General features: G+C 38.1%; 17 protein-coding genes. 4 read left to right on the top strand and 13 right to left on the bottom strand.

Annotation, left to right across the window (positions count from 1 at the left end; translation table 11 throughout):
• Positions 1-253: 253 nt before the first annotated feature.
• The 6 genes from FVQ77_14540 to FVQ77_14515 form a co-directional block, all read right to left on the bottom strand.
• Positions 254-844, bottom strand: a complete 591-nt coding sequence (locus FVQ77_14540) for a DUF445 family protein (protein MBW8051526.1) — start codon at positions 842-844, stop codon at positions 254-256.
• A gap of 212 nt (positions 845-1,056) precedes the next feature.
• The gene (locus FVQ77_14535; protein ID MBW8051525.1) at positions 1,057-1,281 is read right to left on the bottom strand and encodes a type II toxin-antitoxin system HicA family toxin; all 225 of its coding nucleotides are present in this window, start codon (positions 1,279-1,281) and stop codon (positions 1,057-1,059) included.
• Positions 1,282-1,494, bottom strand: a complete 213-nt coding sequence (locus FVQ77_14530) for a type II toxin-antitoxin system HicB family antitoxin (protein ID MBW8051524.1) — start codon at positions 1,492-1,494, stop codon at positions 1,282-1,284.
• Positions 1,495-1,704: 210 nt separating this feature from the next.
• Positions 1,705-3,018 carry an ethanolamine permease gene (gene eat, locus FVQ77_14525; protein MBW8051523.1) on the bottom strand — a complete coding sequence of 438 codons (1,314 nt, stop codon included), beginning with the start codon at positions 3,016-3,018 and terminating at the stop codon, positions 1,705-1,707.
• Between the two features lie 66 nt (positions 3,019-3,084).
• Positions 3,085-4,290, bottom strand: coding sequence for a tetratricopeptide repeat protein (locus FVQ77_14520; GenBank protein MBW8051522.1), 1,206 nt, complete (start codon positions 4,288-4,290; stop codon positions 3,085-3,087).
• Positions 4,291-4,620: 330 nt separating this feature from the next.
• The gene (locus FVQ77_14515; GenBank protein MBW8051521.1) at positions 4,621-5,211 is read right to left on the bottom strand and encodes a cob(I)yrinic acid a,c-diamide adenosyltransferase; all 591 of its coding nucleotides are present in this window, start codon (positions 5,209-5,211) and stop codon (positions 4,621-4,623) included.
• Between the two features lie 122 nt (positions 5,212-5,333).
• Between FVQ77_14515 and FVQ77_14510 the strand changes: the two genes are divergently transcribed.
• Positions 5,334-7,748 carry a hypothetical protein gene (locus tag FVQ77_14510; GenBank protein ID MBW8051520.1) on the top strand — a complete coding sequence of 805 codons (2,415 nt, stop codon included), beginning with the start codon at positions 5,334-5,336 and terminating at the stop codon, positions 7,746-7,748.
• 248 nt (positions 7,749-7,996) lie between these two features.
• Entirely contained in the window at positions 7,997-8,824 is an 828-nt protein-coding gene (locus FVQ77_14505) for a PorT family protein (protein ID MBW8051519.1), read from the top strand.
• Positions 8,825-8,841: 17 nt separating this feature from the next.
• Here the strand turns inward: FVQ77_14505 and FVQ77_14500 are convergent, their stop codons facing one another.
• From FVQ77_14500 to FVQ77_14470, 7 genes are all read right to left on the bottom strand, one after another.
• Positions 8,842-10,194 (bottom strand): tetratricopeptide repeat protein, encoded by a 1,353-nt coding sequence (locus FVQ77_14500; protein MBW8051518.1) that lies wholly within the window; start codon positions 10,192-10,194, stop codon positions 8,842-8,844.
• Positions 10,195-10,199: 5 nt separating this feature from the next.
• Positions 10,200-13,127, bottom strand: coding sequence for an excinuclease ABC subunit UvrA (gene uvrA / locus FVQ77_14495; GenBank protein MBW8051517.1), 2,928 nt, complete (start codon positions 13,125-13,127; stop codon positions 10,200-10,202).
• Positions 13,128-13,260: 133 nt separating this feature from the next.
• A complete protein-coding gene (locus tag FVQ77_14490) occupies positions 13,261-13,500 on the bottom strand; it encodes a hypothetical protein (protein ID MBW8051516.1) in 240 nt (79 codons plus the stop codon).
• Positions 13,491-13,712 carry a hypothetical protein gene (locus FVQ77_14485; protein MBW8051515.1) on the bottom strand — a complete coding sequence of 74 codons (222 nt, stop codon included), beginning with the start codon at positions 13,710-13,712 and terminating at the stop codon, positions 13,491-13,493. Before FVQ77_14485 ends, FVQ77_14490 begins: the two co-directional genes overlap by 10 nt.
• Before the next feature lie 97 nt (positions 13,713-13,809).
• Positions 13,810-14,007, bottom strand: a complete 198-nt coding sequence (locus FVQ77_14480) for a hypothetical protein (protein ID MBW8051514.1) — start codon at positions 14,005-14,007, stop codon at positions 13,810-13,812.
• Between the two features lie 498 nt (positions 14,008-14,505).
• A complete protein-coding gene (locus FVQ77_14475; protein ID MBW8051513.1) occupies positions 14,506-15,720 on the bottom strand; it encodes a transglycosylase SLT domain-containing protein in 1,215 nt (404 codons plus the stop codon).
• The gene (locus FVQ77_14470) at positions 15,720-16,490 is read right to left on the bottom strand and encodes a TIGR00730 family Rossman fold protein (GenBank protein ID MBW8051512.1); all 771 of its coding nucleotides are present in this window, start codon (positions 16,488-16,490) and stop codon (positions 15,720-15,722) included. Before FVQ77_14470 ends, FVQ77_14475 begins: the two co-directional genes overlap by 1 nt.
• A 255-nt stretch (positions 16,491-16,745) precedes the next feature.
• Between FVQ77_14470 and aspS the strand changes: the two genes are divergently transcribed.
• Both aspS and FVQ77_14460 read left to right on the top strand, forming a co-directional pair.
• On the top strand, positions 16,746-18,503 hold the full coding sequence (gene aspS, locus FVQ77_14465; GenBank protein ID MBW8051511.1) for an aspartate--tRNA ligase: 1,758 nt from the start codon (positions 16,746-16,748) through the stop codon (positions 18,501-18,503).
• Between the two features lie 157 nt (positions 18,504-18,660).
• Positions 18,661-19,972, top strand: a 1,312-nt coding sequence (locus FVQ77_14460; GenBank protein ID MBW8051510.1) for a tetratricopeptide repeat protein, incomplete at its 3' end; no start/stop codon positions are given.

Raw genomic sequence — 19,972 nt, 5'->3', positions numbered from 1 at the left:
ATATAACCATTTGTTGATTAATAACGAAAGAATCTATTTATTACTAATTAATGTTGCAAAACTAAATTGTTGCTACAGTAGGTTAGAATGACTATGACTAAGCAAGCGATGGCTATCATCGGATGAATGGATAGATGGTGCGGTGGTTTCATCCGATGAATAAGGTGGTAATGATAATGAGTATCCGCTTTTTTGTACCTGCTCATAAATTACTCAGTTTATTTTACCAAAGCAGATAGTTATTTGATATTTTTTAAATTTGTATAATTACCACCTGAATAAGCCCAATCAAGAAACCTACCACTGCCCCAATCAGTTCAATAAATCTAAACTCATGCTCCAGAACTTCCCAGATCATTTTCTCCAACCGGAGGGTGGAAAACTTTTCAACTTTTTCCCTGATAATTTCCTCAATGTCTAAAGAGTTTTCAATATTTGTAACCGTCTGGTCTATCATTTCAGGAGCAAGCTTTTTCATCTCATTCATAAATTCCTGCTTGATCCTGGCCTTGGATTTCTCTCTCACAAACCACGACATCACGGGATATTTTTTAGGGAAAGTGTTTGTGAGGTAATCATCCAGTCTGTTTGCAATGTTTTGGTTGATCTGCTCAATATTTTCAGGCTGTTTTACTATATCCTTTATATCTTTAACCGATAGCAGATCATCAGCAACTAATTTACCGATCTTTACAGCCAATTGCTGCTGGCGTTTTGGAAAAATACCCTGTATTGAGAAGAACAATAACTTAACCTTTTCGCGTGGGTGAAACAGCATTTTCACTGCCAAATAATTGGTAAACCAGCCTACAGCAGCGGCAATAAAGGGGAGCGTGTAAATCATCTATGCAAATATATGTACTATTTTGCTAAACTATGAAATATTTGTTTACAACAAAATGGCGTTGCATTCAATGAGCTAAAGGATGGGCAGGGTATAATAAAAGCTATGAAAGCGTTAAAATGCTTTATAGCCACACCGTTATTCAATGTCACAACAGCAATGATAAATGCCGCAGCCATGAATTAGGGATATAACAGCACCTGAACAGGCAATTATTTTATATCAAGCAATTGCTCAGGTGTTAAACCTATATCTTTAGCGATTTGTTTTAGCAAAATTGGTGATATATCTTGTCCTTGATGGAAAGGGACAGTTGTAGCTCTTCCATCTGCATGGCGGAATTGCTTATGAGAGCCTTTTTGTCGTACCTCTACAAAACCCTGTTTTTCAAGTAGTTTTACAACTTCACGAGGTTTTAATACAGGTAAATTACCCATTTATGTCCCTATTGTTATTTGCTGAGTTCCTATAAATTGGCTTTCTTCCTGAAAGTTTTTATCCTCCAGAAGCATTTCTAAAACTTCCTTTAAGTTGTTTTGTAATTCATCAAGGGTCTTCCCTTGTGAATGAGCACCTTTTATGCTTGGTACATATCCTACATATAATCCTGTATCATAACATCTTTCTACTATGGCTGTGAAATGTTTCATAATCTTTTGATAATGAACTTTTATTTATTGTAATATTTACTAAAGGGCATCTCTTCCCGAGCACTCGGGATTACACCTCAACCCTGCCCTTCTCTTGAATGGAGAAGGGTTAAGCGGAGTTTTTAGAGATGCCCTAAAGTAGTTTAGCATATGAAATTATTATTTATTTAACAACAAAGATAATTCATTTGTTTTATTTTCATAGAGATTTTACTTTTTTTTCACAAAAAAATAAAACCACAAATAAGCCATCCCCATCATAGCAAAATATATAATTGCCAGATCAATGTTATAAACAGTAATAGCTACCAATGCCACCGCAGCAATGATAAGTGCCGTAGCCGGAAACCAGGGATAAAACGGCACCCGGAAAGGCCGCTCCATATCTGGCTCCTTTTTCCTCAAAGCAAATAAAGAGATCATTGAAATGATATAAAGGGTCAAAGCCCCGAAGCAGGCAATGGTGATGATAGCCCCGGTTTTACCCGTAAGAAGTGCGATGATGCCGATTGCCATATTGACTAATAAAGCATTGGCAGGTGTTTTAAACCTGGGATGTACATTCCCCAATCGCTTTGGAGCATAACCCACTCTTCCAAATTCAAAAGTAGCTCTGCCCGCAGCAAGTATAATACCGTGAAAGGAAGCCACCAAACCAAATAAACCAATTATTACAATGAGTTTATATAGATTGTGATTTTCTCCGACAACTTGTGCTAATGCTAAAGGTAACGGAGAATCAGAAGGTTCAGCGCCCACTTCAGGATAAACAACCGCTTCCCAACCGGCTACCCCTACCGATGAGCTGAAAGTAAGCAGACAAAGCAACACCAGGGTAAATATGGCCGAACCAAAACCAATCAGGACGTTTCTTTGAGGATTGATCGTCTCCTCTGCTACATTAGCCACCCCTTCAATAGCCAGGAAAAACCAGACAGCAAAGGGGACGGCAGCAAATACTCCTGCATAACCATGGGGCAAAGCATTCATTTTGAGATTTGCCATTTCAAAATGAGGCAGGGCGCCCCCTGCAAAGATCAACAAACCGGCTACAGCTACAACAGTTATCAGCAATTCAAAAGTTGCTGCTGCATTTACACCATAGATATTTAATGCGGTAAAAATAAAATATGAAAAAACGGCTATTGCCAAAACCGGCACGGAAGGCACAAAAATATTCAGGTAAGCGCCAATAGCAAAAGCGATGGCAGGCGGAGCAAAAATAAATTCTATATTCTGAGCCATACCACCGACAAATCCCCATCTTCTTCCCAACGCCCTGGTAGCATAATCAAAAGCGCCACCTGCTTTAGGGATAGCACAGGCCAGCTCAGTGTAGCCAAAAGTAAAGGTGACATACATGATGATAATAAAAAAGACAGCGATAGCCAGTCCTAATGTACCGCCCTTTTCCAGTCCCAGGTTCCAACCAAAATACATGCCTGAAATCACGTACCCTACACCCAGTCCCCACAACATTAAAGGGCCGAGTGTGCGTTTTAGTTTATTTTTATCGTTAACCATATACTAAATTAAAATGACTATAAACTAACAAACTAATAACCAAAAATTTTAGCTCATTTTAGGCATTTATAATTTATCTTTCCATTTATCTTCAAATGTTTGAGCTTTACCTTCCAAAGCATCTAGTAAATAAGGCATTGAATTAACCGTAGATTTGCCTTCTTTAATCTGATAAATAGTTGGCAGCGTAGGGTTAACATAAACATTACTATCGGAAAAGGCTTTTACTAAGGATTGCATCGCTTTCTGATAATATTGAAGTGCGATTTTATATGTTTTTTGATGGGCATAAAGATTGGCAAATTTATTATAATTATCGCCAACATCCGGGTGGAATGAGCCAAGTGCCTTGATATAAATTTTGAGTGATGTATTGTAGTGATCAATTGCTTTCCGGGTTTCATTTTTATTATGATAAAGATCTCCCAGGTTAAAATAGCAAGTAGCAGCACCAGGATGATACGGTCCAAATATTTTCACCAAAATTAATAAAGCTTTTTGATAATGCTCAAGGGCTTTCTCATAATTCTTTTTTTTATAATAAACGACACCAATATTATTGTAATTTTCTGCTATTTTCGGGTGATCTTCATCGAAAGATTTTAACCTTATTGATAATGATTGCCTGTAATATTTTAAAGCCAGGTTATAATTACCTATATCATTATAAACACCCCCTATGTTATTAAAGAGTTGTGCTACAATAGGATGATCGGTGCCATAGGTTTTTAAAAATATTGATAAGGCTTGTTGGTCATATTCAATAGCTGTATAATAGTCGCCTTGCCTATAATAAACAATACCTATATTAGCATAGGCTGCAGCCACAGAAACATGATCTCTTCCTAAAATTGGGATATTGATTTTTAGTGACTTGTTATAATATCTTAATGCCTTATAATATTCACCCTTATGTCTATATATTTCCCCCATACTGTTGTATAAATTTCCAATCACTCTATGCTTATCGCCAAGTTTTTTCATTCCTATAAGTAAGCCCTTTTTCAGTACCAATAAAGCGCTGTCTAATTGCGCCATAATGCCTAATATAAATCCAATATCAACATAACATCCAACATATTTACTCCAATCTCCCATGCTTTTATAAACAGTACCTAGTCTTGCATAATAATAATTCGCACTATCATAGTTAGCGGCATAGTATAGAGATTCGGCCTTTGAATAGAGTAATTTTGCCAGTGCAGTGTCAGATTGACTAAAGCTGAAGAATGTAAAGTTGATGATCAGAAGTGTGATTAAAGGTATTTTCACTATTACAATTTGATTTACGAATGATCAGATATTGGATATCCAACCCCGATATACTCGTACCTCGCTACGGGGCAAGCATCCAATAAGGCAGCTTCAAAGGTTTCTCTGAATGTTATGATGAACTCTTGCATTATGAATTACTAAGTAGAGTTTGGTGAAAAAATGTAGAATGTAGAATTATGAATGTAGAATGTAGAATTTGCCTAGGTGTATAAATTCTAAATTTTTCATTTCTTGTTTGTTTTATTTGTTATTTTATTCTTTTCTGCTGTTTTAACACTGGTAGCAAAAATAGAAACCAGTTCATTTATCTAACATCTTGATTTCTTTTTAAGCCCGAGGCTTCCAGTATATTTCCTCAGCATTAAGCTCCTGACCCATCATTCTTGCCAACACAAACAGGTAGTCCGAAAGTCTGTTAAGATATTTTATTACAAGACCTTCAACTTCCTCTCCCCTACCCCCTTCTCCTTTAGCAGGAGTAGCTTTTTTAGCGTTTTCATTCAAGGCTGTTGCTAATCTTTCCGCTCTTCTGCAAACACAGCGTGCAATATGGCAAAATGAAGTCTGCTGGTCACCACCCGGTAAGATAAAGGACTTCAGTTCAGGTAGTTTCTCATTCATTTTATCAATCTCCTTTTCAAGGATCTCAACATCCTGGTCTTTTAAATCAGGGAGCTTCATTTTTGATTTTTCAGGGTCTGATGCCAGGGATGCGCCAATGGTAAACAACCTGTCTTGTATATTAGTCAAAATACTTTTTCTATTTTCATTGACTGGTTGGTCTCTAAGCAATCCGATGTAAGAATTTAATTCATCTACTGTTCCGTAGGCTTCGATTCTTTGATGAGATTTAGACACCCTTGTACCTCCTATCAAGGACGTTTGGCCCAGATCTCCTTTTTTTGTATATATTTTCATTATATTATTGTGTCGGGTGAAAACACCCGACACCACTTAAACTTCAAAGATAGTAATATTTTCTTCAACACAGAAAAAATACGCTTTGCATTATTATATTATAAAAACAGCTATTTTTGCAAATGAACTTTTTATTCCCACAATTCCTCTTCGGCTTATCAGCTATTGCCATCCCTATAGTGATCCATCTTTTTAATTTTCAAAGGCCTAAGAAATTCTTCTTTACAAACGTCCGGTTTTTAAAGAATGTAAAAGATACAACTACCAATAAATTAAAGCTTAAACATCTGCTTGTTTTATTAGCAAGGATCTTATTTATCGCTTTTTTAGTACTGGCATTTGCACAACCATTCATTCCGGGTGATAACTCCCAACATTCAAAGGATAACCAACTATTAAGCATTTACATTGACAACTCTTTTAGCATGCAAAATGACATTCAGGATGGTAATGCCCTGGATGTTGCCATCAGGAACACCGGAGAAATTGTAAAGTTATTCCCGGCCAACACGCAATACCACTTTATAGATAATGATTTTGAAGGCAAAGATCAATTTTTATATACTCCTCAAAAACTGGAAGACCGTATTACAGAGGTCAATTTTTCAAATATTTCCAGAAATGCTCAAAGTATATTAAATCGCCAAAGCAGCACGGTTGAAAATATTAAACTGAGGAATTCCCTCGCTAACACCCGGGACATGTTTTTCTGGTTCAGTGATTTTCAGAAAAGCACAACAGGAGACTTAACTAATTTGTCCAGGCTACTCGGAACGGATACTTCTACGCAATATTATCTTGTACCAATTCAAGTTCAAAGCCCGGCAAATGTATTTACAGACTCTGTTTGGCTCGCTTCACCATTCGTTAAAAACCATCAAAATAATATACTCAACGTTAAATTGGTCAACGATGGCGATCAGGAAGTGAACGGTTTAGAGGTAAAATTTTTTATTGGCGACAGACAAGTGAGTATCAAAAATACTGATATTGCTCCACATGCCAGCGCTATGATCAGCTTCAATTTTGTGCCTGGTAAAAACAACCCAAATATAGTGAATGGGAAATGGGAAAAATGCAAAATATCCTATGAATACGATGCTGTAGATTTTGATAATGAATACTATTTTGTGCTTGAAGTCGCTCCGGTTATAAACATAGTCCATATACTTCACCAAGACGGAATTGAGCAATCCGGACTTCATCAAATCGCAAAAAATTCAGGATTTATAAACAAAGTATTCAGTAAGTCTTTATTCAATCTCAATAATTATCAGGCAAACAACATTGATTACAATGCCTTACCATTGGCTGACCTGATAATACTTAACGGACTCAGACACCTGGATGGTTCTATTTTATCCATACTAAAAGAATTTGTTAAAAACGGGGGGAGTGTACTTATCTTTCCTATACAAGACAATAAAAACAAGAGTGATTTTGATATTTATATAAACTTTTTTAAAAGTATTGCAAATATTAATATTGAACAAATAAGTGAGGAGAGCCAGATGGGGCTTCAAAATAATAAAAACGATTCAATAAAGCGCAGGTATCTACTACCTCCTGACATTAATGATCCATTTTTTGAAGGAGTTTTTGAGAATATTGATCCAAATGAACTACAGACAGGCAAAAAGATCAATATGCCTTACGCGAAGCCGGTTATAAGCTGGAAGCGGGGAGCACATAACCTGCTTGCTTTTAAAAATAAGAACCCTTTCTTATCTTTTGTTAATATTGGGAAAGGAAAAATTTATTTCTGTGCCGCCCCCCTTCAGGTATCATACACAAATTTCCCAAAACACGCCATCTTTGTACCTTTCATGTACCGGATAGCGATCTTGAGCGTTTCGGCTAATCAAAAATTAGCCTGGTCATTCCAGGAAAAATCAATTAATTTAGATGTAACCACTGCCAGCCCAAGCTCCCCTCTAACTCCAAGCCCACCTGAATCGGAGAAACGGGGAATCGGAGAAACGGAGAAACGGGGCAGGCAATTCATCGATTCACCGATTCACCCATTCACCGATTCGGTAAGGAATAATGGCGGGGGGGGATTTAGGGGGGCTGTTTACAAGCTGGTAAAGCAACCCCTGTCAGGACAAAAGCCCGGACAGAATAAAAATTTTGAATTAATACCAGACCAGCGGCTTGTAGGCAAAAATCTTACGTTCATATTACCAAAAAGTGAAATGGAACCTGGCTTTTATGAATTAAAAATAAACCAGCCTAACAAAACCCCAAGCCCAAAGGTTGGAGCGCAGCAGAATGTAGAAAAAAGTGAGAATATCGTGAAAATCCTTGCTTTCAATTACGGTAAAAACGAATCATACCTGAAAACTTACCACTTAGATGAATTAAAAAAAACCACTGCCGCCAATAATAAGAATGTTAGAATTTTTGAAGCTGTGCATGGCAGTGATTTTATTAATGAATTCAAGGAAATTAATTTCGGCATTTCACTGTGGAAATACTGCATGACAATTGCTTTGATATTTTTGTTGGTTGAAATTTTGTTGATAAGGTTTCTGTAGGGCGGTCATCGTCAGACCACTACGCGGTTGGGATAAGGATTGGAAAGTGGTCATCGTCAGACCACTACGCGGTTGGGATGAGGATTGGAAAGTGGTCAGACGAATAGGGTGCATGGATATATGTTACGAATTGGCGCATTACGAATTCGTCCTGATACATCGGGATTCGTATATTAGCAGGGATAGCGCAGTGTTTGGATTCTATGTTGGATTTTTAATGTTAGGTAGTCATTTTTAAATTTTATACCATGTGTAACCTTATTATAAGTAAAAAAATAAGATTATATGTTCCAATTCTTATTATATTTTACGCAATATTTTCTTTAAATGCAGAGCAACTTTTTGCGCAAGAAAAAAAAATACTGGTTGGTATTCATTTTAGTCCCCTTTTGTCTTATACTTATGATGTACAAGACGCTTATATTCCTTCACAAGATTTTTTTAGTATTAAACCAAAAATAAATTTCTCTACTGGTATAGTTTTAAATTACTATCCGCATAATAACATTGGTATTAAAAGCGGTATATCAATTACCCGCAAGAGCTATACAATACTACTAAACAGATTTACAAACGACTCAATAGCTGGCTTTATCAAACATACACCAATTATACATGCTATTGAAATTCCGCTGCTTCTGATTCTCCGTTCTAATTTATTGAAAAATGGATATTATCTGAAAGGATTTGCAGGAGTTTCTTTTGATTGGAATAATTTAGACGTATATAGAGTACAAACGGCGGGTTCAGGATTAATACCTACTGAAATGCTTGATTCAGGGACCGTACGTACTTTTGGCACTATTTTTAGCCCAAGCATTGTACTGGGTTCAAGTATCAAAATACCTGAATATTTTGAAATTGGTTTATCCTGGCATTATGGCTTAAGAACAATGCACGCAATCAAAACTAAATCATACGTTAACAAACAAGTGTATGAGAGCCTTGTAATTCCTAAAATAAGCTATATCAGCTTAAATATTACATATTATCCTGCCCAAAATATCTCATTTAAAAAACCATTATTATATTTACTTCTTGCAGAAAGTATAATTATCAGTAGTATTTTATTTTAGACCAGATTTTACAATTATTATTTTTTAATCAACCAAACTTCATAAAACGCCTCCGCCTTTTTTGTCAATACATCCTTCAAGACCACATTGCTGTTTACCCCTTTAAATCTCGGAGGCTGGCCAGGGATCCGGATCTCTATGAATTCGGGATTAATATAAATTGAGCTTGTTTTTGCCCCTTTCACCAGCGCCCCCAGCGCCTGCTGCAAAAAAACCAGCGCAGTGTCGTATTTTGACTGGGCTGTGTAAATGGCTGCAATACTATTGTAAACAACCCCTATCTCAGGATGATAATCACCGTAGGTATTTATCAATATATTTAATGCTTTATTCTGAAATTCCAGCGCTCTGATATAATCTTCTTTTCGTGTAAAAAGATCTCCCAAATTTGTATAAGTATTGGCTATAAGGGGGTGCTTGTGGCCAAGGGAATTGATCCATATTGACAAAGCTTTGTTATAAAATTCAATCGCTTTTGCATAATCTCCTTTTTCTTTATAAACAATTCCAATATTAAGATAGCTTTGAGCCACATCAGGATGATCTTCTGCAAGCGCTTTAAGTCTAATGGATAACGATCTGTTATAATATTCAAGCGCCTTATCTAAATTGTTGATTTTACGAAATACCACCCCAATGTTATTATAACTTAAGGCAATATTTGGATGATGTTTACCAAGTGTATTAAGCAGGATACGTAAGGATTTATTATAATATTCAAGCGCTGTATAATAATCTCCCTCATTAACATAAATGAACCCAATATTGTTATATACCCCTGCGATATTGTGATCATTTTCACCTGTTAATTTAATTGCTATAGACAAAGTTTTTTCATAATAATCCAATGCTTTACGATAATTCCCTGTTAGCTCATATACAATGCCAATATCATTATAACTTGAAGCTATAGCTATGTTATTCTCACCAAGTGATCTTATCCTTATATCAATTGATTTGTTATAATGATCAATGGATTCTTTATATAGCCCGGTAATCCTATAAACAAGTCCAAACCAATGATGCGTTTGAGATATTAATAAATGATCACTTTCAAGCTTTTTCAATCCATAATCTAAAGCTATATTTAAAGATGATATTGCTTCTTTATACTTTCTTTTGTAGCTAAAATTCCTCCCTGTTTGATTGTAACATAATACATATTTTTCCCGGTTTTCTACTTTTTCATAAATCACACTTGCTTTTTGAAAATAATATATCGCGCTGTCATACTGTTTGGACCGGGAAAGGGAGTCGGCTTTTTTGAAATAGTGGTTGGCAATGGTAGTATCTGGTTGCCCAAATGAAAATAATGGTAAAGAAATAAAAAGCGCTACCAGGATAACCTTTATATAAACGATCGTTTTCATTAGAGTTATAGTTTATTGTAAGCCTTCTTCAAAAACACCCCCGTATAACTTTTCTCATTCTTAGCTACCTCCTGAGGACTGCCTGCACATACGACATACCCTCCTTTGTCTCCGCCTTCAGGTCCAAGATCAATGATGTGGTCTGCTGACTTGATCACGTCTATATTATGCTCAATGATCAATACCGTATTGCTTTTATCAACTAATTTATTCAATACGATCAGCAAATGTTTGATGTCTTCAAAGTGGAGTCCGGTAGTAGGTTCATCCAGGATATAAAGCGTTTTGCCTGTATCTTTTTTTGAAAGTTCAGCCGAGAGCTTTACTCTTTGAGCTTCACCGCCTGAAAGCGTGGTAGCATGCTGCCCGAGTGTGATATAACCCAAGCCAACCTCATTCATCGTTTTTATCTTTTGCATAATGCCGGGCTGGTGCTCAAAAAATTCCACTGCCTGTTCAACGGTCATATCCAATACATCGGATATGGATTTACCTTTAAAGCGCACTTCCAGGGTTTCACGATTGTATCGTAACCCTCTGCAGGATTCACAAAGCACGTGCACATCGGGCAGAAAATCCATCTCTATCAATCTCAACCCTCCGCCTCTACAAGTCTCGCAGCGTCCACCTTTTACATTAAATGAGAACCTGCCTGGCTTGTATCCCCTGATCTTTGATTCGGGCAACTGGCTGAACAGGGCACGGATAGCAGAAAACACACCAGTGTATGTAGCCGGGTTAGACCTGGGCGTTCTGCCAATAGGAGATTGATCCACTTCAGTTACTTTATCAATATACTCTAACCCGGTAATACCTTTATAAGTTAAAGGCAATGTTTTTGATCTGTACAATTTTTTGGTAAGTATAGGAAAGAGCGTTTGATGAATTAAGGTAGATTTACCGCTCCCCGATACACCCGTTATACAAATCATCTTTTCAAGCGGCAGCTTTAGTGTAATATTTTTGAGGTTATTACCACGAGCGCCTTTCAGGATCAAAAACTTTTCATCACTTTCACCGTTTCTTTTTCTTTGCGGTACTTCAATGCTTTTCTTCCCAACCAGGTAATCAACCGTTAAACTGCTTCTGCCATTTCTTTTAATTTCTTCAGGTGACCCGGTGGCAACGATCTCGCCACCATGCCTTCCTGCACCAGGACCGATATCTACAATAAAATCAGCGTTGAGCATCATATCCTTATCATGCTCTGATACGATCACGCTATTGCCCAGGTCACGGAGACTTTTTAAAGCATTTAACAACCTAAAATTATCCCGTGGATGTAATCCGATGCTGGGCTCATCCAGGATGTACAAGACACCGACCAACTGCGTACCGATCTGTGTAGCCAGCCTGATCCGTTGTGCTTCGCCTCCTGCCAAAGTTCTCAATGTCCTGTCTAATGTTAAATAATCCAATCCTACATCTAACAGGAATCCTATTCTTTTCCTGATCTCTTTAAGCACATTTTCAGCAATGGTTTTCTGTCTTTGAGTAAGCCTGTTTTCAATATTTCCAAACCAATCTGCCAGATGTTTTATATCCAGCGCTGCCAGGTCAGCAATGTTTTTCTCTTTTATCTTAAAATGGAGCGATTCTTTCTTTAACCTGGAGCCCTTGCATTCAGCACAAACACTTGTCTGTGTAAAATTTTTAAGCCAGTCCTTTGTTTTCTCCAACCCAATCTCATGCTGCTTGTTCAGGAAGTTAAGTATTCCCTCGTATTCATTTGTTGATTGAGAGATTTGGTGATTTGGTGATTTAATATTGAATTGATCATCAAATGAGCTGTCCTCCTTACCAGAAAAGCCATACAGAATTTCGTTTAGAACATCATCCGGAATATCTTTAATAGACGTTGAAATGCTGAGCTTATGTTCTTTCAAAATAGATTCCAGCTTTTGAAATATCCATATATCTCTATACTCACCCAGCACAGCAATACCACCACGACTTATACTGAGGCTTTCATCCGGTATGATGGATCGTTTGGTGATCTCTTCAATCTTTCCCAATCCTTTACATTCAGGGCAGGCGCCATATGGAGAATTGAATGAGAAGGTGTTGGGTTCAGGTTCGGGATAGGAAATACCAGAGGTTGGACACATTAGGTATTTAGAGAAGTATTTGATGTCGGATATTTGATGTTTGATATTTAACGTTTTTCCATCTTCCATCTTCCATTTTCCGTCTTCCATTATCATTATTATCCCTTTACCGTGCTGCAGCGCTGTATGTATTGTTTGTGAGATCCTGTATCTCTCTTCATTTTTCCCGCCTACCGTAGGCCTTTGGCGGGCAGGTACAACAATTCTATCAATAACAATTTCTATATCATGCGTTACGTACCTGTCTGCCTGCATTTTGGGAACTATATCTTTGATCTGCCCATCTACGCGTACTTTTACAAACCCCATTTTGCGTATTTGCTCAAAAAGCTCGCGATAATGCCCTTTTCTGCCTTTCACAACCGGGGCTAAGATGATAAGTTTTTGGTTGGTATATTTGGAAAGGATCTGATCAATGATCTGATCTTCTGACTGGCGTACCATTTTCTCTCCCGTAACATACGAAAATGCTTCAGCAGTACGTGCAAAAAGCAAACGCATAAAATCATAGATCTCAGTTACGGTACCAACAGTGGAGCGTGGGTTTCTGGAAGTTGTTTTCTGCTCAATAGAAATAACGGGGCTCAATCCATTGATCTTGTCAACATCAGGGCGCTGCATATTGCCAATGAATGAGCGTGCATATGCAGAAAAACTTTCCATATACCGTCTCTGCCCTTCGGCATAAATGGTATCGAAAGCCAGCGAGGACTTGCCGCTGCCGCTGATCCCGGTAAATACGATGAGTTTATTTTGAGGTAATATAACATCAATATTTTTTAAATTGTGTTCCCGGGCCCCGAAAATTTCGATATTTTTTTTCAAATATTATTTCTCGCAAAGACGCAAAGGGCGCCAAGAATTATAAATTATTGACTATTCTTGTAATACCATCTTTTATTAGATTTACATTAAAAGAGATATATGATTTTGTGTTTACACGAATCACCAACCGTAGCTACCTCATAATCTGCACCCACCCCGTTACAGAGCAAAGCCGCTCGGTATCACAATCAATAACATAAAAATAGGTGACATCGGGTAATGAGTTGCCATTCCGGTTCATACCATCCCAGATTACCTTATAATCCCCCATATCATTATCATAATTTTCATCTTCCCATATCAGGTCTCTCCACCTGTTGAAAATAGTTACTGTATTTAGAGGACAGGATTCAATACCCTTTATTATCTGGATTCTATTTTTTCTGCAATTTTCGTTATTTTTTCTAAAATTTTTGCTATTGTTACTTGTCCGTCATCTATTCTCAGCAGTATTTGACTTTGATTTTTAAGTTCTTTACTGTTTTGTCTTCTAACATCCCTGACAAACCAGATAATTGTAACTATACCCGCTATAATAGATATAAATGCCACTGTAAAACTTATCAATGTTACTATTGGTTCCATAACTGTCTTATTAAAAACGAACTTGTAATATTATTTATCATTTTGTTTATATTGTTGATCTATTATCAATGTTAAGGCTTTTTCAATTATCTGATCTTTATTTACTATGTAAAAGTAATATTACGGAAAAACTATCTATTTTATTGAATGTGTCCACTAAGCTCATCTCTTCTAATTCATTAATCAATAGCAATGCATCCGAATATTTTCCGGTTTCAATATATGTTTTTAATGTTAACAATTCTTCCATAAGTTTTAAGCGATGACAAAGTCCCCCCTTTGGGTGGGCTTTCATACCGCAAGAAAGGAAAGGTTTATTTAAAAAACAAGTTTTTAAGAACAATTTTTACTTCAGTGCATTCAGGCAATGGCGCATGACGCAGAGCCCCAATGGCAGTCGGCAGTCGGCAGTCGGCAGTCGGCAGTCGGCAGTCGGCAGTCGGCAGTCCACAGTCGGCAAAAAATCAGTCGGCAATCAGCAGTCGGCAGTCCACAGTCGGCAAAAAATCAGTCGGCAGTCGGCAAAAAAGAAAATAACGATCAGAAGAAATCGGACGGTTACTTAATCACATGATTCAAAATCCTAAAAAGTATAAATAGACCGTAATCAGTCTGCAGTCGGCAGTCCACAGTCGGCAAAGCCGACTGCCGACTGTGGACTGCCGATTGAGGACTGCCGACTGATAGGGTTCAACGCCCGGGTGCAAGATACGTTCAGTCTGGTTTCAGATGCGTTCAGATTGGCCTTTGCTTTATGCACTGCTACTATGCTCTATGCGCCATGCGCTATGCGCTACGCGCCTTCAGTAACCAAAACATGAATAACCAGGTTCTGCCCTGTTTCAATCTTACCGTTAATAAGTTTGTTCCAAACGATAATCTCAGCTTCAGTGACGCCATATTTTCGGGCGATCATTTCCAGGGTTTCTTCTTCTCTTACAATATGAGAAACATCCTCATATTCTATGTTTTCTTTTTCAGTTAAAGTGTCTGGTTCTTTGCCCGGTAAATACGGAATCGTGGGTTCATATCCGGGTAAGGAATCAACAGCAGCGGTATCTATAAAAATATACCTGAAAAACAATTTGAACTCAGATAGGTTATTAGGTATTAAAATCTTGTAGGTTTTTTTAGGGTTTTTTATAGTCAGGGTTTTACTTCTGAGCCATGGATTATATCTTTTTAATATTCTGAAATTGATCTTCTGATCAAAAGCAAATTCAACCAGATCGTTGATGGTTGAATCAACGACCACTTCCCTGCTATCAAAAGGTTGATAAAGAAAATTTTCAGAAATATTATATCCATAATGCAGAGGATGCTCAAGCAATTCTTTCATAGCAAGTATCCTAAACAGATACCTTGAAGTTTCTCTATTCAACTGGAGATCATAATAAGAGGCCACCTTCTGTTTTTTATATGCCCTTTTGATGCCATAAATACCCCTGTTGTAGGAAGCCGCTACATCAGTCCAGTTGCCAAAAGTTTTGTATGCTTTGTTAAAATATTTGCATGCCGCATAAGTAGATTTGATCGGGTCATACCTTTCATCCACTTCCCGGTTGATCTCAAGCCCGAATTCCCTGCCGGTTCCTTTTAAGAATTGCCAGAATCCGGTAGCTCTTTTTGGCGAAATTACATTTTTAAGCATGCTTTCTATAACACAAAGATATCTGAAATCCTGAGGAATTTGTTTTTTCTTCAGAATAGTATCTATTGCCGGCAGCCACCGGTTGGCTCTTTTCATAAGCAAAATGGTGCTGGCGCTCCAATAGGTATTGATGAGCATCTCCCGTTCAAAACGCTCGGAAACATCAATGTTCTCAAGCGGTACAGGCTCCCCTGCAAAGGATAATTCTTTAGGTATTTCGAAGGGATAATACCGGTAATGAGGGGGATATTCTCCCGAGTGCTCGGGATGCTTTTGTATGAACAACATATATAGTATGTAAGCCAACAAAAAGATGATGATAATGCAGAGTATTATGATTTGAGTATTCTTTTTCATTAAAAATTCGGTGAAAGCAAATATTTAGCATAAAACTTATCAATAACTTTTACAGCTTCGTGAGGTGTATCTACCATATTTACCAGTTTTAGATTTTCGGGGCTAATATTATTTTCCTGCTGCAGCATTACATTCTTTATCCAATCAAACAAACCTTTCCAGTATTGAGTTCCGACAAGTACAATAGGAAACTGTCCGATCTTTTTTGTCTGGATCAGGTTTAAAGATTCAAAGAGTTCATCCATCGTACCAAAACCGCCCGGCAGTACGATGAATCCCTGTGCGTACTTGACAAAAAAGACCTTTCTAACAAAAAAGTAATCAAAATTTATGCACTTATCCGCATCAATATAAATATTACTGTTCTGCTCATGCGGCAGAATAATGTTTAATCCAACAGACCTGCCTGCCTGAACATAAGCGCCTTTATTGGCTGCTTCCATAATACCGGGACCTCCACCGGTGATCACTCCGTACCCATGTTTCACCAACAGAGCAGCTATTTCCTCAGCCATTTTATAATACTTGTGACCAGGGGCAGTTCTTGCAGAGCCAAAAACAGATACACAGGGACCGATCCTTGCCATTTTTTCAAAGCCTTCAACAAATTCACTCATTATCTTGAATATCGACCAGGAATCTGCGGTTTTTATCTCGTTCCAATCTTTCTGCTTGAATGCCCTCCTGATCCTTCGTTCTTTGTCCCCGATTGTATCAGGGACTCTGCGTGATAACCCGGTTTCAACAACTTTTTCTTTTTTATTTTTCATTTTTCAGCTTAAATTATTAATAGGGGGCTTTGAAAACCCTTTTTTATCAATAACTCGAAACTCGAAATCCGAAACTCGAAACTCGAAATTTGTAGCGCGAAATTTATTTCGCTTTTATCTTTGCCAAAGCGAAATAAATTTCGCGCTACACTTAACGGATTTTTATACAGTTTTTCAAAGCTTCCTAACAATATTAGTGTAAATTTACGTAAACTTGCCGTAATATAAAATCTTTTACTTTATTTTGATTTAATTATGCTTCGATCTCATACCTGCGGTGAACTTAAACTAAAAGACGTCAACCAAAAAGTAACGCTTTGTGGTTGGGTTCAAAAAATACGCGATAAGGGGGCCATGATCTGGATTGACTTGCGTGACAGATATGGTATCACACAACTAATTTTTACAGAAGCTACCACAGAGAAAAGACTCATTGAGCAGGTAAGAGCATTGGGTCGTGAGTATGTAATTAAAGCAACGGGCACCGTCATTGAAAGGGAATCAAAAAATCCAAAATTACCTACGGGAGAAATTGAAATAAAAACAGAAACGCTGGAAGTTCTAAACGAGTCTAAGCTGCCTCCTTTTACTATTGAGGATGAAACCGATGGCGGTGAAGCGTTGAGAATGAAATTCCGTTACCTTGATCTGAGGAGAAATCCTATCAAAGAAAACCTTCAGCTTCGCCACAAAATGATGCAGGAAACCAGGCAGTACCTGGATTCAAAGCAGTTTATTGAAATAGAAACGCCCATTCTGATAAAATCAACTCCTGAAGGCGCCCGGGATTTTGTGGTGCCCTCACGTATGAATCCGGGAGAATTTTATGCCCTTCCGCAATCCCCGCAAACTTTTAAGCAGCTCCTGATGGTATCGGGGTTTGACAGGTATTATCAAATAGTAAAGTGTTTCAGGGATGAAGACCTGCGTGCCGACCGCCAGCCTGAATTCACCCAGATTGATTGTGAAATGTCCTTTGTGACCCAACAAGATGTGCTGGAGATGTTTGAAGGATTTGCACATCATTTATTTAAAAAAATATTAGGGAATGTTATTCCGGGTTTTCAAAAATTGAGCTATGATGACGCCATGAAGTATTACGGAACCGACAAGCCTGACCTTCGTTTTGAAATGAAATTTGTAGAATTAGAGACGCCCAAATTGGGCGTCTCTAAAGGAAAAGGGTTCAATGTGTTTGAGAATGCCGAATTAGTGGTTGGTATATGCGCTAAAGCTGCAGAATACTCCCGGAAACAGCTTGACGCTTTAACTGATTTTGTAAGAAAACCTCAAATAGGCGCTAAAGGATTGGTATATGTAAAATTGAATAGTGACGGAAGTTTTAAATCATCCGTTGACAAATTTTATAGCCAGCGTGATCTGAAAAGCTGGGCAGAAAAATTCAATGCCAAAGAAGGAGATTTGTTGCTTATACTTGCCGGAGAAAAAAAATCCACAAGGAATGCGCTTTCGGAGTTACGCTTAGAAATGGGCAACCGGCTTGGGTTAAGAGCTAAAGATAAATTCATTGGTGTGTGGGTCGTTGATTTTCCTTTGCTGGAATGGGATGAAGGCAACAAAAAATGGCAAGCGATGCACCATCCATTCACCTCTCCCAAAGAAGAGGATATTGGAACCTTTGAAAAAGACCCTGGGGCAGCAAAAGCAAATGCTTATGACATGGTGATCAATGGCGTAGAGTTAGGCGGTGGCTCGATGCGTATTCATCGCAGGAATGTTCAGGGGTGGATGTTTAAAGCCCTGGGATTTACAGATGAGGAAGCAAGGTCTAAATTCGGCTTTTTAATGGATGCCTTTGAATATGGCGCTCCTCCCCATGGAGGCATTGCTTTTGGCTTTGACCGATGGTGCGCATTGATGGGCGGTTCAGAGTCTATCCGTGACTATATTGCATTTCCAAAAAACAATGCAGGCCGGGATGTGATGATTGATTCGCCCTCGGTGATTGGAGAAGAGCAGTTGGAAGAGTTGAAGATAAAATTGAAAAAATGAGTCCACTCTAAAAAGTAAAAAATTGAAAAGAAATTGTTTCTCGCAAAGACGCAAAGTTCGCAAAGGATTGAATATCAATTAGTTAAGTATATAACTTTGCGCTCTTTGCGCCTTTGCGAGAACCAAAAACACTTTTTAGAGTGGACTCAAAAATAAATTGGAAAATAAAAAGACCATAATAAAAACAACCGCTTACCTAACCATTTTACTACTGGCTATGGGAGGCAGTTCTCCCGAGTACTCGGGATCATGGGGTGCGGGAGGCAATACTAAAATTGACAGCCTCAAAACCGTTATCCAAACAGCCAGCCATGATACGACAAAAGTAAAAGCGCTTAGCGACCTTGCATGGAAACTTATGTACTCCAAACCGGACACAGCTACAATACTCTGTGAAAAGGCACTGGAATTGCTTGAAACCGACAATTTGAAGGTTGAAGGTGATAGCCCGTCCGACCACCCCTTTTTGCGCACTGCGGTCTTTAATACTTTGGGGGCTATAAACTATATACAATCCAACTACCCACAAGCGCTGGAATACTACTTTAAAGCCCTTAAAATAAGAAAGGAACTGGGTGATAAAAAAGGCATGGCTGCCTCCTATAACAACATCGGGCTTATTTATTGGAATCAATCCTCCTACCCACAAGCGCTGGAATACTACTTTAAAGCCGTTAAAATAGAAGTGGAGCTTGGTGAGAAATCAACAGCATTGGCTGCCTTCTATAACAATATCGGAATTATTTATTGGTATCAATCTAACTACCCACAAGCGTTGGAATACTACTTTAAATCCCTTAAAATAGAAGAGCAACTGGGCGATAAAAAAGGCATGGCTAACTCCTATTGCAACATCGGGATTATTTATGGGAGTCAATCATCCTACCCCCAAGCACTGAGATGCTTCTTTAAAGCCCTTAAAATATTTGAGCAACTGGGTGATAAAAAAGACATGGCTAACTCCTATAACAACATCAGTAGCTTGTACACATCCTTATTTGAACAAGGTGACAGTCCCGAGTATTCGGGAGCGGGCGGTTGGGCTGCGGAAAATCCAGCCCTGTTACTTGACACTGCGTTGTATTATCAACAACAAGCCCTTTTGATAAATAAAGAGCTTAGCGATGAATACAATATGACTTTCAGCTTATCCGGCATAGGAAGCATTTATTTCCTAAAAAAGGATTACCCCACGGTCATACAGTACTACCAACAAGCCGCCCTGCTGGCAGACAGCATTGGCGCATTACAGCAAAGCAGCGAAGCACATTCGGGGCTGGCAGCGTGCTACGAACAGCTCAGCAGCTACAAACTTTCCCTTGAACATTATAAGCAATTTGCTACTCTCAAAGACAGTGTTTTCAACGAAGAAAAAAGTAAAGAAATTGGAAAACTTGAAGCAAGGCACGAAATGGAAATGGCAGAAATAAAACGCAAACAGGAAGAAGAAGAGCAGGCAAGAATTTTAG

Source organism: Cytophagales bacterium, from assembly GCA_019456305.1.
GTDB lineage: Bacteria > Bacteroidota > Bacteroidia > Cytophagales > VRUD01 > VRUD01.
This window is presented reverse-complemented; position numbering and strand designations above follow the sequence as displayed.